Here is a 24,053-nt window from a genome sequence, read left to right on the forward strand (position 1 = left end):
GTCCTCATACTGGGCGTATTCGGGCGTTCCGACAACGCAGCGAGGTGCCGTAGCCGGCGTCGTGCGCCCGCCAGGGATTACGGGACAGCCCTTAACGCCGCGTGGAGGCGGCGTGCTGTAGCTGCGAGGAGGTGTCGGAGCTTTTCCCTGTTATCACCGTAGGTCTTGAGAGCATGGCAGTTCGGGCACAGAGCGATCATGTTCCATGGCGCGTCGGGCCCGCCCTTGGCCAGGTCTTTGACGTGGTCGACCTGCAGGATTGGCAGGCCGGCGCTAGCTCCCAGGGCGAGCCCCTCGACCCCGGTTTCCAAGCGGAACTGGGGTCTTCTCACGCCCACTGCTAGACGCTAGTGCGCAGCTCAACCCCATGATTCGCTACTAGCAGGGGCAATCCTGCGCCTTGCACGCTCTAACTAGCCCTGCTGCTGTTGCTGCCAGCCGCCCTGCTGCTGTTGCTGCCCATCGAAGAAGCACGACAGGCCGCCCTGCTGCTGTTGCTGCCCGCCACCCTGCTGTTGCTGTTGCTGCCCATCGAAGAAGCACGGCAGGCCGCCCTGCTGCTGACCCGGGAAGCGCGGTTGGTCAATGGTCGTGGGCGCTGCCTTCGCGGGGGCCGATGCCGCCACAGCGGCTGGGGGTGAGGCGCTGGCCGTCTCCGCGGCGAAACCTGCTGGGAACGCCAGAGAAGCGATGAGCAGTGGGCTGAGCCGGACGAGGTACCGCTTGCCACGCATGACTTTCTCCCTTCGACTACCGGAGCGAAAGGCAGGCGCTCGTTCACAAACGGTGTCCCCTCGCAGCACCTCGTAGGGCCGAACGCCGCTCCCAGCAGGAGCTTCACACTCGGCAGAGCGCGCATCAAAGAACCGGTCGTCCTAGGAGTGGAGGTCTCCGCTAATAACAATCCACAATAGTCGCCGTGAGGAAGATCGGCTACCGGCAATCTTCGTGACGATCACCGGGGAAGCCGACGAAAAACGGGCTCTCGCCGTGGATCGAAACTACTGACGGCAGAGCGGTAGTGACCACGTAGAGGATCTGGCCCAGGCGTTCATTCACCAGGCACCTCCGATATCGAGGCGAGATCGGCAATGCCGCCCGCTGCGAGCAGCACAGCGATGAAGAGGAGAAACCCGAAGCAGCTCGGCTGCGCGAGCGCACGGAGGCACCCCGGTCGGTCAGTCACCAGGCAGTCGTCCACCCTGATGTCGATGTCGTGCAACGCAATCGGCGCCCGCTCTGACCTCACCTGCACCGCAGATGAGTTGGGCACGCTCAAGCATGGCGACTCCTCACCAGTCATCCACCCCGGGGCGGCGGACAGCACAGTCCTTGCCGCCTCGGCGGGCGTTCGGCTTCAAAGTTCTTCCAACAGGTTGTTCGTGGTCACGACTGGGCGACGCCGAGCACGAGCACGGCCAGGAGCACGGCGAGGAGGGCCACGAACACCAGCTGGTCGCGCCCGCTGCGGTCACGCCTCAGGCCCCTGGCCGCATGGGGCGTGTGTCGTCGGCGTCGTCCTGGCCCAGCGGCGCTCAACAGAACGCCCCGGCCGGCAGCCGGAGCCCTCCGCCAGGAGCGAACGCGGCTCCCAGAACGGTCGGGCTCGTCAGCTTTCCCGAGCCGTCCGGCTTCTCCAGCCACCCGTAGCCGTCTATGTACCGCTCGGCCGGCGGGCACCGGAGCGGCCAGCACTCCGGATGCACCGTCAGCCTGGGCAGGTCATCAAGGACTTCCTCTGCGCCCGGCGGCACGAGCCACCAGGCACGGTCAGCGCTGGGGTGAACGAGGACCGGGCCGAGCCGGTCCGGGCCGGTGCGCTGCATCGCGGCGACGGTCGACCTGATGTCACGATGGCTGCCCGCAACTCCGGCCGTTGCGGTGCTGCCGCAAGGGCTGGGCTGGTGGTACGAGCCGAAATTCGACAGTTCTCCGGACATTCAGATGTATCTCGCGTCGTCAATCACTTGCCTGGTACGACCTCACCGGTAAGGATCAGCGGGTGCTTGCAGCTGCGTCGGACGGGCGCGCGGGAATCAACGCCGCCCTGGTGAAGCGGTTGATCACCGCTCAGTTCCCTCAGTGGAGCCGTCTGCCCGTGGTCCCGGTGGCTGTGGACGGCTGGGACAACCGCACCTACCGCCTCGGTGACGACATGACGGTCCGCCTGCCCACCGCAGCCGGCTACGCCCCTGCGGTCGACAAGGAATGCGACTGGCTGCCTCGCCTGGCCCCCGCGCTGCCGGTGGCCGTCCCCACCGTTCTGGCCAAGGGAGCCCCCGGCGCGGGATACCCCCACCCCTGGTCCGTGCGTGGCTGGCTGCCCGGCGAGACGGCTTCTCCCGAACGCATCGACGACATGACCCAGTTCGCCACCAGTGTCGCCGGGTTCATCCTCGCCCTTCAGCACTGTGACTCCAAGGGCGGCCCTCTCGCCGGGGCGCACAGCGGGTATCGCGGCGCGTCACCCGCCCACTACGACGACGAGACGCGTCGCTGTATCACCGCCCTGAGCAGCCGGATCGACACCGTGAGGGCCACCGAGACCTGGCAGGCGGCACTCGAGGCCCCATGGTGTGGAACGCCGGTGTGGTTCCACGGCGACATCAGCGGCAACAACCTGCTTGTCACCGACGGCAAGCTGTCGGCCGTCATCGACTTCGGCACCTCGGGCATCGGCGACCCCGCCTGCGATCTCGTGATCGCCTGGACGATGCTCCGCGAGGAAAGCCGCGAGGCATTCCGGCACGCAGTCGGCCAGGACGACGACACCTGGGCCAGGGCCAGGGGTTGGGCGCTGTGGAAGTCTCTGCTGACGTTGACCCAGTGCTCCGATCCCAGGGACGGGCGAGTCGACATCCATCTCGAAGTGATCGACGCGGTGCTGGCCGACCACGAACGCTTCGCGTAGCCCGGACCGACGCCGGCGTACTTTCCCACCGCCCAACGCCACCCACCATCACGTCACTTGGTGTCTCCTGAGACACACCGAAGTCTGGCGAGCGAGGGGCACCGGATGATCACGGTGGGGAGCGAGGACGCCTGCTGGGACGCACTGCCCCCGGCGGAGGGCTAGCCCTGGCCGCAAAGTGCACGGTGTCGGATGGCGTTCGACCGAACGGCGTGGGCGGTCGTGAGGCTTTGGCACTGATGGTGTCCTGGGCACCTGCGCGGGTGGCAGCATTGTCCCGTGATCACTCGTGTTGGAGAGGGCGAAGCTGTGGTCCAGGGAAACGAAGTGGTCAGGGCCCTTCTGACGGCGATGGCGACTTTGGATGATCTTGTCGAGGTGGGGCATGACTCGCATTCGGCGTTGAGCACTCTGGAAGACATCGCCCATGAACTCGGCAGGATGGATTCGGGTGAGCGACGGCGGTTCATCGAGGTGCTGGAGCGCATCGCCGCGGAAGAGCCGGGCCGGGCCGCCTGGATCCGGGGCATTCCCAACGCACTGGGCCTTGACTGTTGAGGCCTGGGGACCGAAGGTCACGCGGCTTCAGGGACGAGGCGCCCGGCCCAGCGGATGCCCTTCTCACTGCGGACGCGGGCCCGCTCGCGGCGTTGAGCGGCCAGGACGTCCGGGTGGCGGGCGTTGGCGTTGCGCCAGCGCAGGTAGGCGTGCAGGGCCCGGGTCTGGACGGTGTGGTTGCGGTGGTCGGAGTTGGCGATGGTGAACTGCCGCAGCGGCCCGAAGTGTGCCTCGATCGGGTTCGCCCATGACGCGTAGGTCAGGGTGAAGCACAGCTCGACCGGGTCCTTGCGACGGTGCCGTCCGCGTGGGAGGCCGATGGAGAGGGGCTGTGGTGGTAGACGAGCTGGGGGAGCTGATTCATGCGGCCGATCCACCGGGGACGAGCGGTCAGGCTGTCTCTCTGCGTGTGCTGGAGCTGTCCTCACGCATGAAATGCCGAGAAGACCGTCGATCGTGGTGTCTTTGCCGGTAGAGGGCCTGACCGTTGCATCGAGGCCTCTCACCGCAGGCGGCGGGCGCTGACCCCTTGGTCGAGCCGCCAGGTGTGTCCGCCGTCGATCGATCGTTCGTTGCGCCAGCGGAAGGTGTCGGCGGTGATGTCGGTGAAGGTCCAGCGGATGAGGTCGCTGCCGGCGGCACGTTCCATGACGATGTCATCGTCGATCTGGCGGGCGTACATGTGCACCACGTCGCCGCGGGCGGTGCCGTGGAAGGTGAACCGCCACAGTTGCAGGCGCGGGTCCCAGATCCGTACGCACAGGCCGCACTCCTGGCCCGGAGCGCGACCTGCGGCGAGGAGTTCCTCGCGCCCGGGCCATTGCCAGACATCCAGGACTGCTCTGCCCTCCAGCGCATAGCTGAACTCCCATTCGCCGCTGACGCGGTGGGCCGGTGAGCCGTCGGTGGGGTAGTAAGTGATCTGGGTCGCCCAGTGTCCAGTCAGGCGTCCGAACTGCTCCATCTCGGTCGCGTACAGGTTGCTGGGGCCGTCGGTGAGCAGCGTCTTCATGGGTGGTGCCTCTCCACGGTCGCAAGCGGGGTCAGGGCGGAGGCGAGGCAGTCGACAATGGGAGCGGCGTACGCACCGTCCGGGTCGAGTTCCGGATCGTAGATGGCGACGTCGAGCCCCACCACCCGGCCGGTGTCGGCCAGGGTCGAGACGAGTTCGGTGAGCTGGGAGAAGTCCAGGCCGGGACGGCCCGGGGAGTCCACCGCGGGCAGGACGCGTTCGTCGAGCACATCGAGGTCGAGGTGGAGCCAGACGCGGTCCAGCTCGCGCCGCTCCAGGCGGCGGATGACTCGCCGGCCCAGATCGGCGATGCCGATCTGCTGGATCTCCTGGGCGGTGAACCGGGTGACCGGGGGTGCCCCCTCATCCTCCCGGTCGCCGATCTGGACCACGTCCTCGTCAGCGACCAGGGGGCGGCCCACCACCGGCCAGTGGGTGAGCAGCAGCTCGCCACGGCCGGTGGCCAGGGCCAGGTCCATTCCGGCCGCCGAGCCGAGGGACGAACCGGCGTCGTAATTGCCGGGGTGACGGAAGTCGTTGTGGCCGTCGAGGTGAACCAGGCCGCAGCGTCCGTGGCGCCGGGCCCCCAGCAGGCACCCCAGCAGGATGCTGCAGTCGCCACCCAGCACGACCGCGAACCGGGAGGCGGCGAGCGTGGCCCGGACCGCCTCGCCGAGCCGCAGCGCGTGCTCGCGGATGGTTACCCCGTTGCGGATGCGGGTCGCCGGCTGCGGGTCGAACTCGTAGGGCGGACGGTCGAGTTCTACCACTCGGGCGGGCCGCAGACGTGCTTCCAGCCCCGCCGACAGCAGCGCTTGCGGGGCCTGCCATGTTCCGGGATCGCGCCTCGGCGCGGGCGGTCGCAGGCCGAGGTTCCAGGGGGCCGCGATGAGCTCGATGGCAGCAGCCATGGGCGTCTCCTATCAGCCGGGAGGTATTCCAACCGGATAACATCAGTACACTGGTTGGATGGAATGAGGCAAGCCCATGAAAGGCGGCTCACGCGTGACGGGAACCATCCAGCCCCACACCTTCAGGTGCCGTGACCTCGTCGGCGGGCACATCGTCATCGACCTGGTGAACACGGTCACGGCGCGCGACGTGGAGCCGACCGACTGGCTCGACGGCTACCCGCGCCTGCTGGAATGGGCCGCCCTCACCGGTCACTTCGCCCCCGCCGACCTCACGGACCTGCGGCGGCTGGCCGACACCGAGCCCGGCAGGGCCGAGCTGGCCCTGGACCGCACTCGCGAGCTGCGCGAAGCTCTGCACGATCTGGTCACGGCACTGATCCACCAAGGCGCTCCGGTTCCCGCGGAGGCGGTCGACCAGGTTGAGAACCATTGGAAGCACGCGGTCGCCAGTACGCGTCTCACCGTCCGCGGGAACACGCCGCAACTCCAGGTCTGCGTCGAGACATCGGGGCTCGAGTACCTCAACCACGAACTCGCCCTACAGGCATTCGACCTGCTTCGGGCGCTGCCGCTGGAACGCACCCGCGTCTGCCCCGGCCTGCGATGCGGCTGGGTGTTCATCGACAGCTCCCGGGGCGGCCGCCGCCGCTGGTGCGATATGGCCACCTGCGGGAACTCGGCCAAAGGCCGGACCCACTACCAGCGGAAACGAGCCGGCGGCACGGACCCGGGCGGGCCCTGAGGGCGCTCTCCGGAAATCGGTTCGTGTGAGCCTCGGCGACAGCGCGCGGCGCAGTCGCAGCGCGGGTCGGGGCGAGGTGTCGGTGCCGGGCATGAGGTACTCCTCGGGGGAGGCGAGGCGGCACATGAGGGCGGGTCAGTCGCGGCGCGGGGCGAGCAGGGTGAGGAGCAGTGCCGTCGTGGTCACGACCGCGCACAGCGCCCACACGGTGAGGTAGGCGGACAGGGCCGGTGTCGTGGTGCCGTCCGCCAGCAGGGTGCCGAGGATCGCGGCGAACGCGGCGCCGGCGATGCTGCCGCCGAGTGTCTTGAGGTTGTTGTGGACGGCCACCGCGCTGGCGGACCGGTCCGCGGGGCTGGCCTCGACGATCACGGTCGGCAGTCCGCCGCTGGCCAGGCCCGTCCCCGCTCCCGCGACGGCGTAGGCGAGGGCGAACCCGTGCAGCGAGGAGTGGGTCGCGACCAGTGCGGTGTTTCCGGCGGCGACGAGGCCGAAGGCGAGTACGAGCATGCGGCGCAGGCCGATCCGTGCGGCGACGGATGCGCTGGCGGCGGCCGTCAGGAAGCCCGCCAGGTGCGGGATGCCGCCCCACAGGCCGATCTGCCAGGCGGCGAGCCCGAAGCCGTAGCCCGTGGTCTCCGGTGCGGCGTCCAGGTATGAGACGGCGACGACCGGCTCGGCGAGCATCACGACGCCGAGCGCGAAGCCGGAGGCGAGGTGCGGGGCCACGGCCCGTCCGGCCGCCGACCGCACATCCACCAGCGGGTGTTCCTGGCGGAGTTCCCAGCGCACCCACAGGGCGAACAGCACGAGCGCCGTGGTGAGGCCGGCGAGCGTTCCGGGCGATGACCAGCCCCGTGTGCCGCCCTGGGAGACCGCGGCCAGGAAGAGGACGAGGGCCACGCTCAGCAGGCCCGCGCCCGCCCAGTCCATTCGGCCGGAGGCCTTGTGTCGGGTCTCGGGAATACCGCGGCAGTTCGACAGCAGGACGCAGGCGGCAGCCAGTACGGCGAAGCACCACAGGGTGGGGCGGACGCCGCCGAGGAGACGGTCCAGGAGTCCGGTCGTGAACGAGCCGAGCATCGATCCGAGTACGAGTGAGGCGACGAGCAGGCCGACGGCTCGGCGGCTTGCCTGCGGTCCCAGACGGTCGCGGCACAGCCCGATCTCCAGGGCCAGCAGCGCGGCCAGCGGACCGAGGAGCACGCGGCCGGCCAACAGCAGCGTCACGTCGGGGGCGAGGGCGACCAGCGTGCTGCCCGCGGTGACGCACGCCAGGGCGACGCGCAGCATGAGCCGGTGCCCGTACCGGTCTCCGAGGCGTCCGAAGGCGGGCACGCACACGGCGGCGGACAGGAACTGCACGGCGGTGATCCATTGGGCCGCGCCCGGGCTGATGCCGAGCATGTCCCGGATGGCGGGGATCAGCGGTGTGATCCCTCCCTGGAGGAACCCGCTGGTCAGCTCGAACAGGACGAGCAGTCCGACGATGCCGCGAACAGACCCGGGCGCGGGGCCGGACGGCGTCGACTGCGGCCGGGGCTGGGTGACGCTCATTGACACACCTTTCGGTTCACGAGCGGGACAGACCGTGGGCCCTGGCCGACAGGGGGGTGGACCATGACGGGACTGGCCGGAGCGGGGCGGGCCCGGCCGGGGTGCGGCCGCTGGTCCGGGCCGGTAGGGCACTCGTCGTGCGGCGGTCTCACGTCCGAGGGGTGGCGAGCGACGAGCCGGCCGTGCGGGCCAGCCGCTTCGTGGCCAGGTCCGCGAGGAACGCCGCCTGCCGCGGCAGGACAGCGTCGTCGAACACCGCCTGCGGCGAGTGGTTCATCGGCGCCGTCCCCGGATCGCGTCCCTCGGGCACGGCCCCGAGCAGCAGCATCGCGCCGGGAACCCGCTCCAGGACGAGCGAGAAGTCCTCCGACCCGCTGGCGGGTATCGGCGAAAGGAACACCTGGTCGTCACCGAGCAGTTCCCGCGCCGCGTCCATGGCGAAGACGGTCTCCCCGGGCTCGTTGACGGTCACCGGGTACTGCACCTCGTAGTCGACGTCGACGTCGAGGCCGTGCGCGGCGGCGATGCCGCGGACCAGGCGGGGCAGCCCCTGAGCGAGCCGCTCGTGATGGACGACGGAGTAACTGCGCACGGTGGCCTCGAAGGAGGCCGTCTCGGGGATGACATTGTTCTGGGTGCCGGCCTGGAGCTTCCCGACGGTGACCACCACCGGGTCGAAGATGTCGAACGTCCGGGTGGTCCAGTTGTGGATCGCGGTGACCATCTCGCAGGTCGCCGGGACCGGGTCCAGGGCGGAGTGCGGCGCGGAGCCGTGCCCGCCGCGCCCGCGCACGGTCACCCGCAGCACGTCGGACGCGGTCATCACGGTGCCCGGCCGACTCACCAGCATGCCCTGCGGGACCCGGTTGGCGGAGACATGGACAGCGTACGCGGCGTCCAGCGGGCGACCGGCGGCCTCCAGAACACCTTCGTCGATCATGCGCCCGGCCCCGTTGTGGCCCTCCTCGCCGGGCTGGAACATGAACACCACGTCGCCCTGCAGCTGTTCGCGCCGGGCGCTCAACAGGCGTGCGGCGCCGACCAGCCCGGCCGTGTGCAGATCGTGCCCGCAGGCGTGCATCCGGCCTGGCACCTCGGAGGCGTAGCCCACCCCGGACGCCTCCTGCACCGGCAGGGCGTCCATGTCACCGCGCAGCAGCACGGCTCCTCCGGGACGCGACCCGCGCAGCACCGCCGTCACCGACGTCAGGCCCTTGCCCGTGGTGATCTCCAACGGCAACCCGTCCAGCGCCGCGAGCACCTTGTCCTGCGTGCGCGGCAGGTCGAGCCCCAGCTCGGGCTCCCGGTGCAGAGCGCGCCGCAGGGCCACCAGCTCGTCCCGCAACTCCTCGGCATCCGCCAGTACCGACATGTTCCTCGCACCTTCCCGACACGGTCCAGCCGCCCGCGGTTCGCGAGCAGTGGACCGAGCGTGAAGGCCACACGCCATGACGGGCCAGAAAGCGCCGGAAAATCGCGATAGCCTCGATCAGATGAAGGATTCCGGCCGGCTGAACGAGGCGGACTCGGCGCTCGTCCACGCTCTGCAGATCAGCCCCCGCGCGACCTGGTCCCGCCTGGCGAGCGTGCTCGACCACGATGCGGTCACCCTCGCCCGCCGCTGGAAGCGGCTCACCGACCGCGGCGCCGCGTGGATCAGCTGCTACCCGGGTCCCGCCCTGGCCGAGTCCGGGCAGGGATGTCTCGCCTTCGTCGAAGTCGACTGCGCGGGCGGCCGGGTCCTCGAAGTCGCCGACCGGCTCAGCCGGCAGCCGATGGTCACCACCGTCGAGCACGTCACCGGGGACCGGGACCTGCTGCTCACTGTGATGCGCCCGGACCTCGCCTCGCTGTCCCGCTGGGTGACCCGCTCCCTGAGCTCGCTGCCCGGCGTCACCGCGAGCCGGACCCATGTGGCCGGGGCGATCTACACCGAGGGCAGCCGGTGGCGGCTGCGCGCGCTCAGCGCCGACCAGGTGGCACGGCTGACGGAACGTCGGCCGCCGGTCGGCCGCACCGTCGGCCCACCGACCGACCTGGACCGCCGCATCATGGTGGCACTGTCCGAGGACGGGCGCGCCCCCTACACGGCACTCGCCGAGATCTGCGGCACCGGAGTCGACACGATCCGCCGACGCACCAGGCACCTGCTCGATGCGGGCGCCGTGCACATCCGCTGCGAGACCGCGCGTCCCCTGTCCCAGCGGCCGGTCGCAGCCGTTCTGTGGGCGCAGGTCCCCTCCGGAAGCGTCGAAGACGCGGCCCGCCGCATCGCCGGCATGCCGGACGTACGCCTGTGCCCGCCATCACCGGACGCCACAACCTGCTCGTCGTCGCATGGGTCCGCTCGGTCAACGACATCCAGCGACTCGAAACCCGCGTCACCGCACAGGCACCCGGCAGCACCATCGGCGACCGGGCGGTGGCCCTGTGGCCGATGAAACTCAGCGGCCATCTGCTCGACGAGGCGGGCTACCGGCGCGGAACCGTCCCCATCGACGGCTGGAGCGCCCTGGACGCCACAGAGGACACCGACGCCACCGCAGCCCCCGCCGGGCAAGGACCCTGACATCAGGGTCGACGGGACCGAACGGCTCTACGGCTCGCACGCCTTGCCGCGGGCGCCGTCAAGTACGTGCCGGCCACCGAGCTCGTCGAGGCCGTCGACGAGAAGGTCGTTGTCGCGTGGGGGCCTCGACCGTCCGCCGCATCCTGCGCAGCTCCGCACTCGGCCCCGCACCCCGACACACCCCCGGCGCGGGGCCGGCCTGACGCGAGTTCCTGCGCGCCCAGGCCTCCGGCCTGCTCGCCGCGGACTTCTTCCGTCGGTCACATGTGGGTGCCGCCGTCGATGCGGAGTTCGGTGCCGGTGATGAAGGCACCGTCGTCCGAGGCCAGCATCGCCACGACGCCCGCAACGGACTCCGGACCGGCGAAGCCCGTCGCCGGATCGGCGAAGCCCTCCCCCGTCAGCGCCGGCCGCAGTTTGCCGAACAACTCCCAGTCGGTGTCCTCGGGCAGGCCGGGCCCGCCGTTCCGGCCGCCGGCACCGGAGCCGTCGGTCATGCCGCTGGAGATGCTTCCGGGCGCCACGCACAACGCCCGCAGCCCCTGCTTGGCGTACTCCAGTGCGATGGCGTGGGTGAAGGACTGGATGCCGCCCTTGCTCGCCGCGTACGCGGCCATGTAGGGGTGGGCGAAGGACGCCGACGTGGAGCTGAAGTTGACGACCACGCCCCGGCCGTCGACCAGCAGCGCGGGCAGCGCCTCACGGGTCACCAGGAAGGTGCCGGTGAGGTTCACCGCGACGATCCGGTTCCAGAACTCCAGCGTCATCTGCCCGGTGTGCGCGGACCGCAGGATGCCCGCCGCGTTGACCAGCACGTCCAGGCCGCCCAGGTCGGCGAGCGCGCCGCCGACGCCCTCCCGTACGGAGGACTCGTCCGCGATGTCCATGACCCGGGTGCGCAACCGGTCCGCGTGGCCGGCGGCCAGGGCGGCCGTCTCCTTGAGCCCGGGCTCGGAGACATCGGCGGCAACGACGGCCGCGCCCTCCCGCAGGAGCCGCAGGACGGTCGCCCGGCCGATGCCCGATCCGCCACCGGTGATCAGGACGCGCCGTCCCTCGAAGCGCCGCATGGGTCCACTTCCTCTCGTGGTCTGCTGTATGTCACAGGGTCAGGTGCGCGCGATGTGGTCGGCCGCGAGCCAGCCGAACGTCATGGCGGGGCCGATGGTCGCGCCGGGACCCGGGTACGTCCCGCCCATGACCGCGGCGGAGACGTTGCCGGAGGCGTACAGGCCCTCGATCACCGTCCCGTCCTCCCGCAGCACCCGGGCTGTGGCGTCGGTGACCAGACCGCCCTTGGTGCCGATGTCGCCGGGGTGCACCGGGACGGCGTGGAACGGCCCCCTCTCCAGCGGCGCCAGATTGGGATTGGGCAGCGTCGGGTCGCCGTAGTAGCGGTCGTAGACGCTGTCGCCGCGATGGAAGTCCTCGTCGCGGCCGGCGCGGGCGAAGCCGTTGAATCGGTCCACGGTGGCGCGCAGCCGCTCCGGAGCAGCACCGATCTGCCCGGCCAGCTCCTCGACGGTCCCGGCCTTTTTGACGAAGCCGTTCTCCAGCCACGGCTTGGGGAACGCCTGGCCCGGGAAGAGCCCCATGATGAAGTAGCGGGACTTGGAGACGGCGTCGAGGATCAGCCAGGACGGGACGGTGGTCGCCTCCGGCCGGTCGTTGGCGTACATCGCGTCGACGAACTGGTGGTAAGGGGAGGCCTCGTTGGCGTAGCGCTCGCCCGCCGAGTTGACGATCACCATCCCGGGGATGCCGCGGTCCGCGACGAGGAAGAACGGCTTGCCTCCGGGAGGCACCACGGACGGTGCGCCCCACACCCGGTCCATCAGGTCGACCGCGGCGCCGACGGCCATGCCCGCCTCCAGGGCGTCGCCGCTCTGGCCCTCGGGAGCGGCGCTCCACTCGGCAGAGGTCGGTGCCGGCAGGTACTTCTCGCGCAGTTGCTGGTTCTGCGAGAAGCCGCCGGAGGCGAGGACCACACCGCCGGTCGCCCGGATCGCGAGCTCCCGGCCGTCTCGGGTGACCCGGATGCCGGCGATCCGGCCGTTCTCCTCCACCAGTCGGGTCAGCGGGGCGGACAGCCACAGCTCGCCTCCGAGCGTCCCCAGCGACTGCCGCATCCGGGCGATCAGCGCCTCGCCGAGGGAGAGCAGCTTCCGGCCGGAGAGCAGGGCCCTGACCGCTCGGGCGCCGACCCTGGCCGAGGTCCGCTTGCCGGCCCAGGTGCGCGCGGCCATGTTCAGGTGACGGAAGTCCTTGGAGGTGATGGTGAGCCCGTAGGTGGGGAGCCCGGCCCGTCGCATGGTGGCGCGCTGCTCGGGCGGGAGCCGGGTGAAGTCGAAGATCTGCGGTTCGACGGAGCGGCCCTGCGGGTAGCCGCCGAGCTCCTCCGGGAAGTAGTCGGAGTAGCCGGGGGTGTAGACGAACTTCACGGCCGTCCGGTCGTGGAACTCCCGTACCATCCGCGGCCCGTGCTCGAGGTAGGCGTCCTTGCGGGCGGCGGGGACCCGGTCGCCGACGGTGGCGTCCAGGTAGGCGCGGGCCTTCTCTGGGGTGTCCCCGAGCCCGGCGGCGTCCAGGTGGAAGTTGTTCGGCACCCAGATCGCGCCGCCGGACAGGGCGGTCGTACCGCCGTAGACCTCGGTCTTCTCGACCACGAGGGCGGTCAGTCCGCGCAGCCGGGCGGTGATGGCCGCGGCCATCCCGGCGGCGCCGGAGCCGACCACCACGACGTCGTAGGTGTGGTCCCACTCAGTGCTCATGCGGGTGTGCCTCTCTGGTTCGGCGGGGGTTCAGCGGGGGCTCGGCGGGCCGGGGGAGATTCGGGCGTCGGTGAGGACCGGTGCGTCGTCGCGGTCCGCGGCCGTGGCCGTCAGCCGGTAGCCGTCGCCGGTCTCCCACACACGCAGCCGCAGAGTCTCACCGGGGAAGAACACCCCGGCGAAGCGCGTACGGCACTCCGTGATGCGGGCGACGTCCCCGTCCAGCAGGCGGTCGGTGACGGCCTTCACCGCCGTCCCGAAGGAGCACAGCCCGTGCAGGATGGGCCGGTCGTAGCCCGCGCGGCGGGCGGTGGCGGGGTCGGCGTGCAGCGGGTTCCAGTCCCCGGCGAGCCGGTAGAGCAGCGCCTGCTGACGGAGCGTCGGAATCTCGAGCACCAGGTCGGGCTCCCGGTCCGGTGCGCGGAGGCGCTCGGAGGGGCCGCGCTCCCCGCCGAAGCCGCCTTCCCCGCGTACGAAGATGTGGTTGCGCTGGGTGATCAGCGGCTCGCCGTCCTCGCCGAGGAGGGTGGACTCCTGCACGATGACAGCGGCCTTGCCCTTGTCGTACACCGCAGGCACCCGGGTGACCGTGGTCCCCCGGGCGGCGGCGGGCAGCGGACGGTGCACGATGATCTCCTGGCCGCCGTGCAGCACCGCGGCCAGGTCGATGTCCACTCCCGGCAGGTCGAAGACCTGGAACCCCACTCCCCCGTTGCCGCCGGCCACCACGCCGAAGGTGGGCAGCACGTGCAGGCCCCGCTCGTGCCCTTCGTAGACGTAGCGGAGTTCAGCGGGGTCGGCCTCCGGGACGCCCGCGCCCAGCGCCAGGTGGTACAGCCGCACCTCGCGGTCATCCCAGACCGCTGCGGCGCGCACGGGCGGGGCGGAGGTCACCTTCTCGACGTCGATCGGCATGGGGGTGTGGGTTCCTTCGCGGTCGATGCGGGGCTGTGCTCAGCTCGAGAACGTGCCGGCGGCGTAGCGGCTCCGGAAGTACAGCAGCGGTCGCCCGTTCTCCTGTGCCGCCAGGTCGACGGCCTCGCCGGTGACGATGTGGTGGTCGCCGGCCTCGTGGACTGCCGCCAGGCGGCAGTCCACGGTGGCCAGGGCGCCGTCGATCACCACGGTGCCGTGCGCCGAGGTGTGCCAGGGAACAGCGGCGAACTTCTGCCCGCCGCGGGCGCCGAGTGCCGCGCAGACCTGCTTCTGGTCCTCGGCGAGGATGTTGACGCAGAAGCGGCCGGCCCGTTCGATCCTCGGCCAGCTGGTGGACGTCTTGCCGACGGCCAGCATGACCAGCGGCGGGTCGAGGGAGAGAGAGGCGAAGGACTGACAGGCGAATCCCACGGGCTCCGTGCCGTCGAGTGCCGCCACCACCGTGATGCCGCTGGCGAAGCGGCCGAGGACGTCCCGGAAGACGGCTGCGTCCACCTGACCGCCGGTCAGCCGTTCCACTGGTGGCCCCAGAAGCTGTCGGCGGTGATCTCCTTGGCGACCCAGGTGGCGGGGTCGACGAGCAGGCCGTCCCATCCGTACTCGACCTGGAATCCGCCGGGGGCCTGGGCGTAGAAGGACACCATGCGGTCGTTGGTGTGGCGGCCGAGGCTGGAGGCGATGGGAATGCCGGCGGCGTTCATGCGGTCCAGTCCGCGGCCCACGTCGTCGAGGGTCTCCAGTTCCACCATGAAGTGCACGATGCCGGGGGGCAGCGCGCCGGGGTACAGGCCCAGGCTGTGGTGGCGGCGGTTGGGGCTCAGGAAGTGCATCCAGTGGAAGTCCCGCTGCTCCGTGGCCGTCGGGACGGCCTGCGGCGGCAACTTCATCGAGTCGCGCAGCTGGAGGCCCAGCAGGTTCTCGTAGAAGTCCAGTGCGGCCTCGATGTCGGGCACCGGCAGCACCACATGGCCGAGGCCCAGGTCGCCGGTGACGAAACGATTGCCGTACGGGGTGCCGAGCGCGGTGTGGTCCTGCGCCTGACCCCAGTAGATCTCCAGCGGGTTGCCGCCGGGGTCCGTCACGTGGATCAGACCCTGGACGCGGCGCTCGGCGAGTTCGGCGGCATCGGCCGCCTTGACGGCGAACCCGGCGGTCTCCAGCTCCTGGGTGGCCGTGGCGAGGGCGGCGCCGTTCGCCACCTCCCAGCCGGCCGCCAGCAACCGGTCGCTCTCGCCCTTCTGGATGGCGATGCGGTACGAACGGTCGTCCATGCGCAGATAGAGGGTGTCCTCGGTGGTGCCGGAGGCCTCCACCATGCCGAGGACGTCGAGGGTGTAGGCGCGCCACTCCTCCAACTTGGTGGTCTCCAGGCGGAGGTAGCCGAGAGCGCGAATGTCCATGGTTGAGCACCTCTCCGTCAGGGGCGGTAGCGGTTGGGTCGGTGAGCCGGTCAGTGGGAGAAGAAGTCGATGGCGAGGCGGTTGAACTCGTCGGCCTGTTCGGTCTGGGCCCAGTGGCCGCAGTGCGGGAAGACGTGAAGGCGGGCGTCCGGGATGTTCCTGAGGGCGACCAGCGCGCCGTCGAGCGGGTTGACGCGGTCCTCGCGGCCCCAGGTGAGCAGCACCGGATGGGGGATCCGGTGGGCTTCACGCCAGAGCATCCAGTCCTCGGCCCAGGCGGGGTTGGCGAAGGCGGCTGCCATCCGGGCGCTGCCCAGCCTGTTGTCGGGGTCGGTGGCCGACGCCCAGCGTTCCTCGACCAGTTCGTCGGTGACGATCGACTGGTCGTACGCCATGACGCTGATGAAGGCGCGCAGCTGCTCCTTCGTCGGCTCCGGTGCGGTGTTGAACTCGAAGAGCCGCTTGATGCCCTCGGTCGGATCCGGGGCGAAGAGGTTGACCGACACCCCGCCGGGGCCCATCAGCAACAGCTTGGCGACCTTGTCCGGGTGGTTCAGGGCCATCCGTACGGCGGTCCCGCCGCCGAGCGAGTTGCCGATGAAGTGCGCCTGGGTGATGCCCAGTTCGTCCATCAGTGCGGCGACGGCGTCAGCGCTGTAGCTGAAGTAGTCCTTGTCGAGTTCCGGCTTGTCCGAGCGGCCGAAGCAGGGCTGGTCGACGAGCAGCGTACGGAAGGTCCGTGCGAACACCGGCAGGTTGCGACCGAAGTTGCTCCAGGCGGAGGCGCCGGGGCCGCCGCCGTGCAACATGATGACGACCGGGGCTCCCGGGTCCGCCGGTCCGGCCTCGTGGTAGTGGAGGGTGAGGCCGGCGGCCTTGGCGGTGCGGGAGCTCGACTCGTAGCTGATGTCTGTCACGTGATCTCCCATCAGAACATCGTGTCCTGGAAGACGAGGCCGAGGGCCGCTTGACCGAAGAGGAGCAGGGCGCGCTCGGGGTCGTTGGCGGCGTGACCGCGGCCGGTGTGCGCGTCGCGCCAGGCGCGCTGGACGGGGTTGGGACCGGTGCGCATGGCGTTGCCGCCGGCGTTCTCCATCAGCAGGTCGAGTGCCGCGACCGCACGCTCGGTGGCGATCACCTGGTCGCGGCGGGTGCGGGTGCGCAGCTCCGTGGGGAGCTCCTCGCCGCGCTCGGCGAGGGCGTACATCGCGCCGATGTTGCGGGTCAGCTGCAGCCACGCTGCGTCGATGTCACTGGCCGCTCGGGCGATGCGCACCTGCGCGAAGGGGTCCTCGGCGACCTTCTGCCCGTAGGAGACGCGGAACCGCTGCTTGGTGGCCTCGACGTAGGAGTCGTAGGCACCCTCGGCGATGCCGACGATCGGGGTGGAGATGGTGGTGGTGAACACGCCGGCGTACGGCAACCGGTACAGCGGCTCGTGGTTGAGTTCATGGCCGGGCGTCTTCAGGGCGGTGACCGGACCGAAGCTCAGAGCACGGTGGTCGGGGACGAAGACGTCCTCCACCACGATGTCGTTGCTGCCGGTGCCACGCAGGCCGACGGTGTCCCATACGTCGTCGATGCGGTACTCGGTACGAGGGATCAGGAAGGTCCGCATGTCCACCGGGTTGCCCTCGGCGTCCGGGACGAGGCAGCCGAGCAGGACCCACTGGGCGTGGTCGCAGCCGGAGGAGAAGTGCCAGCGGCCGGAGAGCCGGAAGCCGCCGTCGGCCGGGGTGGCCGTGCCGGTGGGGGCGTACGAGGAGGCGATGCGGGTCTTGGGGTCCTGGCCCCACACCTCCTGCTGTGCCCGCGGGTCGTACAGGCCCACGTGCCAGGGGTGGACGCCGACCACCGAGGCGACCCAGCCCGTGGAGCCGCACGCCTTGGCGATCTCCTTGACCGCCGAGTAGAAGACCAGCGGGTCGGCCGCCCGGCCGCCGAAGGCCTTGGGCTGCAGCAGCTGGAAGAAGCCGGTGTCCTCCAGCTCCTTGATGGAGGTGTCGGGCACGCGGCGCAGCGTCTCGGCCTCGGCCGCGCGCTCGCGCAACGTCGGGGCAAGGGCACGGATCGCTGCCAGCACATCTTCGGCCATGGAGCATCCCCTCTCGGGTCGTGGTGGCGGAAGTGGCAGGACCGTACGCTTTCGCTGCTCCGACACGACATGCGCTGCTCCCACTGAGCGGGAAGGTGCGACGGCCGCACGCGAGAGAACGGGACGGAGCGACCGGCCTTCGTTCCGTCTCGTCGCGTCAGTGGATCGACCGCTCCTCGGGCCGACCACTCGGTGAACAGTGCTTTTCGCCCCACGAGTCCGATTTCCCGGTCACCGGGAGCTTCGGCCTGTGCCGCGCGGCACGGCCGCCTACGCTCCTGCCCTGGGTCTCCGCCGCGCCTGACGTCCTCCAGCTGCGGCCGGCATGGGTGTGCGGGACGGCGTCCGCACGGCCGCCGAGACGGGGCTGCCGCCCGGCGCCCTGGAAGCGACGCTGGAGGTGTACAACCGCCACGCGGAGGAAGGCCGGGACCCGCTGCCGCACAAGGCCGCGCGCTGGCTGCGGCCGCTGCGCGGCCCGCTGGGTGCCGTGGACCTCCGGGGCATGACGTCGGGCTTCGCCCTCGGTGGGCTGACCACCGGCACGGACGCGGAGGTGCTGCATGTGGACGGGGAGCCGATCCCCGGCCTGTACGCGGCGGGCCGGGCCACGGCGGGCATCGCCGCCTGGGGGTACGCGAGCGGCGCGTCGCTCGGCGACGGCAGCTTCTTCGGCCGCAGGGCGGGGCGGAGCGCGGCGCTGAACGGCTGGTGCTGCGACCGGAAAGGTTCACCGGCTCGCGACGCCTGGCACGGCACCTCGCCTCGTTGCCGCATCACCCGAGCACGTCCAGTACGAGGGCGATCCTCCGCCCTGCGGTGCACCGCACCGGACGCCACGAGCTTCCCGGCAAACCTTTCCGGTCGCAGCACCAGCGCGGGTGTGGGCGGTCCGCGGCCCGCCCACACGGTCGGCGCAGCGATGCGCGCAGGTCACGGATCGCGCGCCGGTCGCGGATCCGGCACGCCGGGCCGGTGCACGGCCGGTTCCGCGCCCGGGCAGACCGGCCGCGCGGAACCGGCCCGTCTCACGCGCCCGTCGACTGCCCCGCCATGTCGGAGGCGGCGATGTGGCCGAAGACCATGGCGGAGCCGATCGGCACGCCGGGGCCGGGGTAGGTGGGGCCGGCCACCGAGGCGGTGGTGTTGCCCGCCGCATACAGGCCGGGGATCGGGCTGCCGTCCTCGCGCAGTACCCGGGCCTGGGCATCGGTCCGTACTCCGCCCTTGGTGCCGAGGTCGCCGAGCACGATCTGCACGGCGTGGAAGGGCCCGTCCTCGATCGGCACCAGGCAGGGGTTGGCGCCCTCGCCCTGGGCGAAGAAGCGGTCGTAGGCGTCCTCTCCGCGGTGGAAGTCCGCGTCCGCTCCGTCGGCTGCGTAGCCGTTGAAGGTTCGCACCGTGGTGCGCAGCGCCTCGGTGTCGACGCCGATCCGCTGGGCGAGGCCTTCGAGGGTGGCGGCGGTGCGCCACAGCCCGGCCTCGGTGAACGCCTTCCGGTCGGCGGGGACGACGGTGATGCCGGGCAGCTCGTCGCCGTACCGGCCGTCGAAGATCCACCAGACCGGGTTGTCGGGGGTGGTCCCGGCCTTGGCCGCGAGCATCTGACGGCCCATCCGGTCGTACGGCAGCGACTCGTTGGCGAACCGGCGGCCGGTGCCGTCGACGAAGATGCCGCCGTGCAGGCCCAGGGTGAACGCGGCCGTGCCGTCGGGGAAGCGCAGCGAGGGACACCACCAGGACTGGTCGAGCAGGCCGGTGGCGGCTCCCGCCTCGACCGCCGCGACCAGGGCCTGGCCGGTGTTGGCGCCCTGGGGGCCCATCGTCCAGTCCGCCCCGTGCAGGCCCTGCCAGTTGCGGCGGAGTTCGGCGTTGCCCTCGAAGCCGCCGGCGGCGAGCAGCACGCCGCGGCGGGCGCGGATCCGCAGGGTGCGACCGCCTTGTCCGGCCTCTGCGCCGACCACGCGGCCGTCTTCGGTGATCAGCTGCCGCAGGGCGGTGTGCAGCAGGGTACGGCCGTTGCCGGTGGACTCCATGGCGAGGAGCAGCCGGCCGATCAGGGCGCGGCCGTCGGTGAGCGGGCCTTCGGCCGGCGGCAGGCCGAGCCGTTCGGCCCACGCCGGGGGGCGTACCGCGTCGAGTAGTGCGTGCGGCACCTCGGGCGTGGGCAGGTCCACGGGGAAGACGGCGCGGCCTGCCTCGAAGCGGCCGGGTGCGGCGTAGTAGTCGGGGAAGGGCCGGTACTCGAAGCGGAGGTGGGGATTGTCCTCGAGGAAGGCGACCGTCTCTCCGGCGTGGTCGAGGTAGGCGTCCTGCAGCTCGTGCGGGCTGGCCTCGCCGACCACCGCGCGGAAGTACGCGCGCCCGAGGTCGGCGGAGTCGTCCAGGCCGCCCCGTGTCTGGGCCTGGTTGCCGGGCAGCCACAGGCCGGCGCCGGCGTACGCGGTGGTGCCGCCGAAGTAGCCGGTCTTCTCGATGACCAGAGTGTCCAGCCCGCGGGCCGCCGCACCGTACGCGCCGGTGAGCGCGCCGCCGCCGGAGCCGACCACCAGCACGTCGCACTCCTGGTCCCATGTCTCGTCTGTGTTCGCCATCTCGTCCCTCGGATGTGGTGGGTTGCCGATGTGGGTCGGGCGCCGGCGGCCGGAAGGGCGCGGCGCTCGTGCGGGAGCAGGTGCACGGCGCGGGTGCGCCGGCCGGCGGCCGTGCGCGTGGAGGTGTCCTCGTCGCGGAGGGGGACCACCTCGTCGGCACCGCCGCCCCGGACCGGCCGTGCAGTGGCGGGCGAGCCGGCAGCCGGTGCCGGGCGCCGCGTCCCCCGCCACCTCGGCGAGGTGGTTGACGAGTATGTGCGGGGGGAGGGGCAGCGGCCATCGCGGTTTCCCAATGAGCGGGATTCCCCCGGCCGGTGTCAGAACTGCCGGCCGCCCCCGTGCCGCACGCCGCAACTCCCCCTGGAGAAGGAGGTCACAGCATGGGGTCGTGAATGTCGATGCCGAGCGCGTCCTGGCCGAAGAGGATGAGCGCGCGCTCCAGGTCGTTGGCTGCCTGGCCGCGGCCGGTGTGCACGTCCCGCCAGGCGCGCTGCAGGGCGCTGTCGCCCTTGCGCATGGCGCTGCCGCCGGCGTTCTCCATCAGCAGGTCCACGGCGGTGACCGCGCGTTCGGTGGCGATCACCTGGTCCCGGCGGGCCCGTGCGCGCAGGGACATCGGCGGTTTCTCGCCGCGCCGGGCGGTCGCGTACAGGTCGGCGATGTTGCGGGTGAGCTGCAGCCAGGCTGCGTCGATGTCGCTGGCCGCACGGGCGATGCGCACCTGCCCGAAGGGGTCCTCGGCGACCTTCTGCCCGTAGGGGACGCGGGAGCGCTCGCGGGCTGCCGCGACGTAGTGCTCGTAGGCGCCCTCGGCAATGCCGACGACAGCGGTCGAGATGGCGGTGGTGAAGACGGCGGCGTACGGCAACCGGTACAGCGGCTCCGTGTTGATCTCCTGTCCCGGACATGCCAGTGCACTCATGGGGCCGTAGCCGAGGGCGCGGTGGTCGGGGACGAAGGCGTCCTCGACGACGATGTCGTTGCTGCCGGTACCGCGCAGGCCGACGGTGTCCCACACATCGTCGACGCGGTAGTCGGTGCGCGGCACCAGGAAGGTCCGCATGTCCACCGGCCGTCCCCCTCCATCCGTGACGAGGCCGCCGAGCAGGGCCCATTGAGCGTGGTCGCAGCCGGAGGAGAAGTGCCAGCGGCCGGAGAGCAGGACTCCGCCGTCCACCGGAGTGACCGCCCCGGTCGGGGCGTAGGAGGAGCAGATCCGGGTGGAGCTGTCCCCACCCCACACCTCCTCCTGTGCCCGCGGGTCGTACAGGGCGACGTGCCAGGGGTGCACACCGATCACGGAGACGGCCCAGCCCGTCGAGCCGCACGCCTTGGCGATCTCCTTCACCGCGGCATAGTGGACGGCCGGGTCGGCGGCGAGTCCGCCGTACGCCCTGGGCTGGAGCAACCGGAAGAAGCCGGCCTGCTCGAGCTCCTCGACCGAGGTGTCGGGCACACGGCGCTGCGCCTCGGCCTCGGTCACGCGCTCGCGCAGGGCGGGGGCGAGTTCGCGGACCGCCGCGAGGACGTCGTCGTCACGCATGCACATCCCTCTCAGGTCCTCAGGTCGTCCCGGGGCGACGGGAGGGAAACTACGCTTTACTGATCCGAAACGGAACACCCTCTTCCCAGCAGTGGAATCCACTGGCAATCTCCACGCAATATCGGAGATTACGGCTGCGGCCCGGGGGTCGTCGGCTGTCCGTGTGGGAGGTGCCGTTGACAACGCATGCTGTCGAGGTCGGATGTCCGCCGCTGTCCCTGCTGGAGAAGGCGGCGAAGGTACTGAGCGCTTTCCAGGGCGCCCAGCCCCGGCTCACACTGACCGAGGTCGTACAGCGCTCCGGCCTCCCCCGGTCCTCCGCGCACCGCATCCTCGACCAGTTGGTGCAGCTGCGCTGGCTGGAGCGTGAGGGCCGCGACTACCGGCTGGGCATGAGCATGCTGGAGCTCGGCGCCCTGGCCTCGCACCACAACCGGCTGCGACGGGCGGCGCTGCCCCATCTCCACGCGCTGCACGAGACCACCGGCCATCTGGTGCACCTCACGGTGCTCGACGGTGCCGAGGTGGTCTATCTGGAGCGCATCGGCGGGTCGGACGACTCCGGCGTGCCGTCACGGGTGGGCGGGCGGCAGCCGGCGTACTGCACGGCGGCGGGCAAGGCGATCCTGGCCTTCAGTGACGGCGCGCTGGTGGAGCAGGTGATAGGGCAGGGGCTGCGGCCACGGACGCTGCGTACCGTCACCCGCCCGGAGGCCTTCCGCGGGGAGCTGGCGACGGTGCGGAAGCGCGGGGTGGCGTTCGACTACGAGGAGGGGTACCGGGGGGTCTTCTGCGTGGCCGCACCGCTGCGCGGGGCCGGCCGGGCGGTCGCCGCGATCTCGGTGTGCGGCAACGGCGCCCACCGGGAGCTGGAGCGGATCGCGCCCGCCGTGCAGAACTGCGCGCGGGCGGTGTGGCAGGCGATGTTCGGGCCGGGGCGGCACACGAGGAAGCCGGCGCAGACGGCCGAGGTGGCGTCCGCGCCCGGTGTTCCGCAGCCCGCGATGGACAACATGATGTCCTGGCTGCGCTTCAGCGACTGGATGTGACGGCGGGGCTCACGGCACCCCGGGAAACACTCATCGGGGTGTGAGCGCGCCCTGCGGGCTGCGTTCACACCCCGATGAGTCGGGATCAGCCTCGGGTGAAGCGCGCCCGCAGAGCGTCGAGGCCGGTGCCGTAGGTGCCGTCGCCGATGAGCGACTCCACCTGCGCCACCATTTCGTCAGGGCCCTGGTACGCGGCGGACCACCGGACCTCGGCACCGTCGGCGTGCGGGCGTACGGCGAGCGTCGCCACATAGTCGCCGATCGGCAGGATCACCGGGTCGAGGAGGGCGTAGCGGTACCAGCGGGCGTCGGCGTCGCGCTCCAGCAGGCGCTCACGCGCGACGACCTTGCCGTCGATCGTGAAGACCCTTACGGCACCGGGCACTTGGGGGTCCGCATCGTCCTCGATGGTGGACGGCGGCACGTGCGGGTGCCAGTCGGCGAGACCGCCGAAGTCGCCGATGGCCGCCCACACCTGGTCGGGGGTGGCCGCCAGCACGGTGGAACGCTCGAGCGTGCGCATGTTCACGGACGTCTCCTCGATGTGTGTGCTCACCAGGTGCGGTCGCCGCGCAGGACCGCGTCGGCACCGCCGTCCACGAAGACGACCTGCCCGGTCACATGGGTGTTCTCGGGGGAGGTCAGCCAGGCGATCAGCGGGGCGATCTGCCCAGGGCGGGCGTGGCCGTGCAGCGGCATCGGCACACTCTGCTCGACGAGTCGCAGCATGTCGGGGTCGTCCAGCAGGGGCTGGGTCATCGGCGTGATGATCACGCCGGGGCCGACGGCGTTGAGCGGGATGCCCGCGCCGGCCCAGTCCTCGGTGACGGCGCAGCGGCGGATCCAACGGGAGATCGCGGCCTTGGAGGAGGAGTAGACGAGGTGCCCCTCCCCTCGGTCGACGGCTGCCCGGGAAGCCTCCACCGCCGCTTCCTCGTCGTCGGCGAGCGCGGCGTCCACGATCGCCGGGTCGGTCGGATGCACGGAGTCGACCGAGCCGATGACGAGGGCCCGGGGGTCGGTGCCGGCGGCCAGCAGTGGGCGCAGGCCGTCGAGGGTGGCGACGGCGCCGAAGTGGTTGACCTTGATGGTGAGCGGGTCGAAGTGCGCGATGCCCGCGCAGGAGATGACGGCGTCGAGGCGGCTGCCGGTCAGCTCACGGGCGCGGGCGACGAGTTCGGCCCGGCCTTCGGCGGTGGACAGGTCGGCGGCGATGTCGCTGTCCTTGAGGTCGGCCCCGATGACGGTGTGCCCCTGCGAGCGCAGGAGTGCCACGGTGGCCTTGCCGATGCCGGAGGCCGCTCCGGTGATGAGGTATGTGCGGGACATGGTGGGTTCCTTCGGGGACGGTGTGACGGTCGCGGTGGGCGGAACCGCGGTGCCTGTCACGGGACGGCTTCCG

The 24,053-nt window shown here is 71.2% G+C and carries 24 protein-coding genes and 3 pseudogenes; 7 read left to right on the top strand and 20 right to left on the bottom strand.

What is annotated here, in order from left to right; translation table 11 throughout:
- Positions 1-77: 77 nt before the first annotated feature.
- From ACFU6I_RS33765 to ACFU6I_RS33780, 4 genes and pseudogenes are all read right to left on the bottom strand, one after another.
- Positions 78-272: pseudogene (locus ACFU6I_RS33765) on the bottom strand (HNH endonuclease signature motif containing protein); the annotation flags it as partial.
- Positions 273-413: 141 nt separating this feature from the next.
- On the bottom strand, positions 414-734 hold the full coding sequence (locus tag ACFU6I_RS33770) for a hypothetical protein (RefSeq protein WP_384373642.1): 321 nt from the start codon (positions 732-734) through the stop codon (positions 414-416).
- Positions 735-1,051: 317 nt separating this feature from the next.
- Entirely contained in the window at positions 1,052-1,279 is a 228-nt protein-coding gene (locus ACFU6I_RS33775; protein WP_384373645.1) for a hypothetical protein, read from the bottom strand.
- A 256-nt stretch (positions 1,280-1,535) separates the two neighbouring features.
- Entirely contained in the window at positions 1,536-1,940 is a 405-nt protein-coding gene (locus ACFU6I_RS33780; protein WP_384373648.1) for a hypothetical protein, read from the bottom strand.
- Positions 1,941-2,002: 62 nt separating this feature from the next.
- Here ACFU6I_RS33780 and ACFU6I_RS33785 point away from each other — a divergent pair, with 62 nt between their 5' ends.
- Both ACFU6I_RS33785 and ACFU6I_RS33790 read left to right on the top strand, forming a co-directional pair.
- Positions 2,003-2,911 (top strand): aminoglycoside phosphotransferase family protein, encoded by a 909-nt coding sequence (locus tag ACFU6I_RS33785; protein WP_384373651.1) that lies wholly within the window; start codon positions 2,003-2,005, stop codon positions 2,909-2,911.
- A gap of 279 nt (positions 2,912-3,190) precedes the next feature.
- Positions 3,191-3,469, top strand: a complete 279-nt coding sequence (locus tag ACFU6I_RS33790) for a hypothetical protein (protein ID WP_384373654.1) — start codon at positions 3,191-3,193, stop codon at positions 3,467-3,469.
- Between the two features lie 17 nt (positions 3,470-3,486).
- Here ACFU6I_RS33790 and ACFU6I_RS33795 read toward each other — a convergent pair.
- The 3 genes and pseudogenes from ACFU6I_RS33795 to ACFU6I_RS33805 all read right to left on the bottom strand — a co-directional run.
- Positions 3,487-3,753 (bottom strand): annotated as a pseudogene (locus ACFU6I_RS33795) (IS630 family transposase); the annotation flags it as partial.
- Positions 3,754-3,971: 218 nt separating this feature from the next.
- Positions 3,972-4,481, bottom strand: coding sequence for a hypothetical protein (locus ACFU6I_RS33800; protein ID WP_384373657.1), 510 nt, complete (start codon positions 4,479-4,481; stop codon positions 3,972-3,974).
- The gene (locus ACFU6I_RS33805) at positions 4,478-5,392 is read right to left on the bottom strand and encodes an arginase family protein (protein WP_384373661.1); all 915 of its coding nucleotides are present in this window, start codon (positions 5,390-5,392) and stop codon (positions 4,478-4,480) included. The genes ACFU6I_RS33800 and ACFU6I_RS33805 overlap by 4 nt, the downstream gene beginning before the upstream one ends.
- 94 nt (positions 5,393-5,486) lie before the next feature.
- Between ACFU6I_RS33805 and ACFU6I_RS33810 the strand changes: the two genes are divergently transcribed.
- Complete coding sequence (locus ACFU6I_RS33810; protein ID WP_384373664.1) at positions 5,487-6,137, top strand: CGNR zinc finger domain-containing protein; 651 nt, start codon at positions 5,487-5,489, stop codon at positions 6,135-6,137.
- 135 nt (positions 6,138-6,272) lie between these two features.
- Here ACFU6I_RS33810 and ACFU6I_RS33815 read toward each other — a convergent pair whose 3' ends face one another.
- Positions 6,273-7,694 (bottom strand): MFS transporter, encoded by a 1,422-nt coding sequence (locus tag ACFU6I_RS33815; protein ID WP_384373667.1) that lies wholly within the window; start codon positions 7,692-7,694, stop codon positions 6,273-6,275.
- A gap of 148 nt (positions 7,695-7,842) precedes the next feature.
- Positions 7,843-9,066, bottom strand: a complete 1,224-nt coding sequence (locus tag ACFU6I_RS33820; protein ID WP_384373670.1) for a M20 family metallopeptidase — start codon at positions 9,064-9,066, stop codon at positions 7,843-7,845.
- 121 nt (positions 9,067-9,187) lie between these two features.
- Between ACFU6I_RS33820 and ACFU6I_RS33825 the strand changes: the two genes are divergently transcribed.
- Together ACFU6I_RS33825 and ACFU6I_RS33830 are read left to right on the top strand one after the other, a co-directional pair.
- Complete coding sequence (locus ACFU6I_RS33825) at positions 9,188-10,135, top strand: Lrp/AsnC family transcriptional regulator (protein WP_384373673.1); 948 nt, start codon at positions 9,188-9,190, stop codon at positions 10,133-10,135.
- Positions 10,132-10,263 (top strand): hypothetical protein, encoded by a 132-nt coding sequence (locus ACFU6I_RS33830; protein WP_384373676.1) that lies wholly within the window; start codon positions 10,132-10,134, stop codon positions 10,261-10,263. Before ACFU6I_RS33825 ends, ACFU6I_RS33830 begins: the two co-directional genes overlap by 4 nt.
- A 260-nt stretch (positions 10,264-10,523) precedes the next feature.
- Here ACFU6I_RS33830 and ACFU6I_RS33835 read toward each other — a convergent pair whose 3' ends face one another.
- Genes ACFU6I_RS33835 through hsaA (ACFU6I_RS33865) form a run of 7 tightly spaced genes read right to left on the bottom strand, consistent with a single transcriptional unit; the run spans position 10,524 to position 17,465 of the window.
- Positions 10,524-11,333 (bottom strand): SDR family NAD(P)-dependent oxidoreductase, encoded by an 810-nt coding sequence (locus tag ACFU6I_RS33835; protein WP_384373679.1) that lies wholly within the window; start codon positions 11,331-11,333, stop codon positions 10,524-10,526.
- A 39-nt stretch (positions 11,334-11,372) separates the two neighbouring features.
- Complete coding sequence (locus tag ACFU6I_RS33840; protein WP_384373682.1) at positions 11,373-13,034, bottom strand: FAD-dependent oxidoreductase; 1,662 nt, start codon at positions 13,032-13,034, stop codon at positions 11,373-11,375.
- Positions 13,035-13,064: 30 nt separating this feature from the next.
- Positions 13,065-13,949, bottom strand: a complete 885-nt coding sequence (locus ACFU6I_RS33845) for a MaoC/PaaZ C-terminal domain-containing protein (RefSeq protein ID WP_384373686.1) — start codon at positions 13,947-13,949, stop codon at positions 13,065-13,067.
- Between the two features lie 39 nt (positions 13,950-13,988).
- On the bottom strand, positions 13,989-14,489 hold the full coding sequence (locus tag ACFU6I_RS33850; RefSeq protein WP_384373689.1) for a flavin reductase family protein: 501 nt from the start codon (positions 14,487-14,489) through the stop codon (positions 13,989-13,991).
- On the bottom strand, positions 14,477-15,370 hold the full coding sequence (locus ACFU6I_RS33855; protein WP_384373692.1) for a VOC family protein: 894 nt from the start codon (positions 15,368-15,370) through the stop codon (positions 14,477-14,479). Before ACFU6I_RS33855 ends, ACFU6I_RS33850 begins: the two co-directional genes overlap by 13 nt.
- 50 nt (positions 15,371-15,420) lie before the next feature.
- On the bottom strand, positions 15,421-16,287 hold the full coding sequence (gene hsaD, locus ACFU6I_RS33860; protein WP_384373695.1) for a 4,5:9,10-diseco-3-hydroxy-5,9,17-trioxoandrosta-1(10),2-diene-4-oate hydrolase: 867 nt from the start codon (positions 16,285-16,287) through the stop codon (positions 15,421-15,423).
- An 11-nt stretch (positions 16,288-16,298) separates the two neighbouring features.
- The gene (gene hsaA / locus ACFU6I_RS33865) at positions 16,299-17,465 is read right to left on the bottom strand and encodes a 3-hydroxy-9,10-secoandrosta-1,3,5(10)-triene-9,17-dione monooxygenase oxygenase subunit (protein WP_384373698.1); all 1,167 of its coding nucleotides are present in this window, start codon (positions 17,463-17,465) and stop codon (positions 16,299-16,301) included.
- 325 nt (positions 17,466-17,790) lie between these two features.
- Between hsaA (ACFU6I_RS33865) and ACFU6I_RS33870 the strand changes: the two are divergent.
- Positions 17,791-18,051, top strand: a pseudogene (locus tag ACFU6I_RS33870) (FAD-binding protein); the annotation flags it as partial.
- A gap of 442 nt (positions 18,052-18,493) precedes the next feature.
- Here ACFU6I_RS33870 and ACFU6I_RS33875 read toward each other — a convergent pair.
- Positions 18,494-20,059: an FAD-binding protein gene (locus ACFU6I_RS33875; RefSeq protein WP_384373701.1), complete on the bottom strand. Its 1,566-nt coding sequence runs from the start codon at positions 20,057-20,059 to the stop codon at positions 18,494-18,496.
- Between the two features lie 373 nt (positions 20,060-20,432).
- The gene (hsaA, locus tag ACFU6I_RS33880) at positions 20,433-21,602 is read right to left on the bottom strand and encodes a 3-hydroxy-9,10-secoandrosta-1,3,5(10)-triene-9,17-dione monooxygenase oxygenase subunit (RefSeq protein WP_384373704.1); all 1,170 of its coding nucleotides are present in this window, start codon (positions 21,600-21,602) and stop codon (positions 20,433-20,435) included.
- 170 nt (positions 21,603-21,772) lie between these two features.
- Between hsaA (ACFU6I_RS33880) and ACFU6I_RS33885 the strand changes: the two genes are divergently transcribed.
- Positions 21,773-22,651, top strand: coding sequence for an IclR family transcriptional regulator (locus ACFU6I_RS33885; protein WP_384373707.1), 879 nt, complete (start codon positions 21,773-21,775; stop codon positions 22,649-22,651).
- A gap of 85 nt (positions 22,652-22,736) precedes the next feature.
- On the opposite strand, the gene ACFU6I_RS33890 is transcribed toward ACFU6I_RS33885, so the two are convergent.
- Both ACFU6I_RS33890 and ACFU6I_RS33895 read right to left on the bottom strand, forming a co-directional pair.
- Positions 22,737-23,174 (bottom strand): SRPBCC family protein, encoded by a 438-nt coding sequence (locus tag ACFU6I_RS33890; protein ID WP_384373757.1) that lies wholly within the window; start codon positions 23,172-23,174, stop codon positions 22,737-22,739.
- Positions 23,175-23,203: 29 nt separating this feature from the next.
- A complete protein-coding gene (locus tag ACFU6I_RS33895; RefSeq protein ID WP_384373711.1) occupies positions 23,204-23,980 on the bottom strand; it encodes an SDR family oxidoreductase in 777 nt (258 codons plus the stop codon).
- Positions 23,981-24,053: the final 73 nt, after the last annotated feature.

This window comes from Streptomyces sp. NPDC057486 (assembly GCF_042802415.1).
Taxonomy (GTDB): Bacteria; Actinomycetota; Actinomycetes; order Streptomycetales; family Streptomycetaceae; genus Streptomyces; species Streptomyces yanii.

Bases quoted from the DNA above. Each gene is read 5' to 3' on its own strand.
- hsaA (WP_384373698.1), bottom strand. From the start codon at position 17,465: ATGGCCGAAGATGTGCTGGCAGCGATCCGTGCCCTTGCCCCGACGTTG.
- ACFU6I_RS33895 (WP_384373711.1), bottom strand. From the start codon at position 23,980: ATGTCCCGCACATACCTCATCACCGGAGCGGCCTCCGGCATCGGCAAG.
- ACFU6I_RS33845 (WP_384373686.1), bottom strand. From the start codon at position 13,949: ATGCCGATCGACGTCGAGAAGGTGACCTCCGCCCCGCCCGTGCGCGCC.
- ACFU6I_RS33805 (WP_384373661.1), bottom strand. From the start codon at position 5,392: ATGGCTGCTGCCATCGAGCTCATCGCGGCCCCCTGGAACCTCGGCCTG.
- ACFU6I_RS33770 (WP_384373642.1), bottom strand. From the start codon at position 734: ATGCGTGGCAAGCGGTACCTCGTCCGGCTCAGCCCACTGCTCATCGCT.
- ACFU6I_RS33830 (WP_384373676.1), top strand. From the start codon at position 10,132: ATGAAACTCAGCGGCCATCTGCTCGACGAGGCGGGCTACCGGCGCGGA.
- ACFU6I_RS33800 (WP_384373657.1), bottom strand. From the start codon at position 4,481: ATGAAGACGCTGCTCACCGACGGCCCCAGCAACCTGTACGCGACCGAG.
- ACFU6I_RS33820 (WP_384373670.1), bottom strand. From the start codon at position 9,066: ATGTCGGTACTGGCGGATGCCGAGGAGTTGCGGGACGAGCTGGTGGCC.
- ACFU6I_RS33890 (WP_384373757.1), bottom strand. From the start codon at position 23,174: ATGCGCACGCTCGAGCGTTCCACCGTGCTGGCGGCCACCCCCGACCAG.
- ACFU6I_RS33780 (WP_384373648.1), bottom strand. From the start codon at position 1,940: ATGTCCGGAGAACTGTCGAATTTCGGCTCGTACCACCAGCCCAGCCCT.
- ACFU6I_RS33835 (WP_384373679.1), bottom strand. From the start codon at position 11,333: ATGCGGCGCTTCGAGGGACGGCGCGTCCTGATCACCGGTGGCGGATCG.
- ACFU6I_RS33825 (WP_384373673.1), top strand. From the start codon at position 9,188: ATGAAGGATTCCGGCCGGCTGAACGAGGCGGACTCGGCGCTCGTCCAC.
- ACFU6I_RS33840 (WP_384373682.1), bottom strand. From the start codon at position 13,034: ATGAGCACTGAGTGGGACCACACCTACGACGTCGTGGTGGTCGGCTCC.
- ACFU6I_RS33875 (WP_384373701.1), bottom strand. From the start codon at position 20,059: ATGGCGAACACAGACGAGACATGGGACCAGGAGTGCGACGTGCTGGTG.
- hsaA (WP_384373704.1), bottom strand. From the start codon at position 21,602: ATGCGTGACGACGACGTCCTCGCGGCGGTCCGCGAACTCGCCCCCGCC.
- ACFU6I_RS33855 (WP_384373692.1), bottom strand. From the start codon at position 15,370: ATGGACATTCGCGCTCTCGGCTACCTCCGCCTGGAGACCACCAAGTTG.
- ACFU6I_RS33815 (WP_384373667.1), bottom strand. From the start codon at position 7,694: ATGAGCGTCACCCAGCCCCGGCCGCAGTCGACGCCGTCCGGCCCCGCG.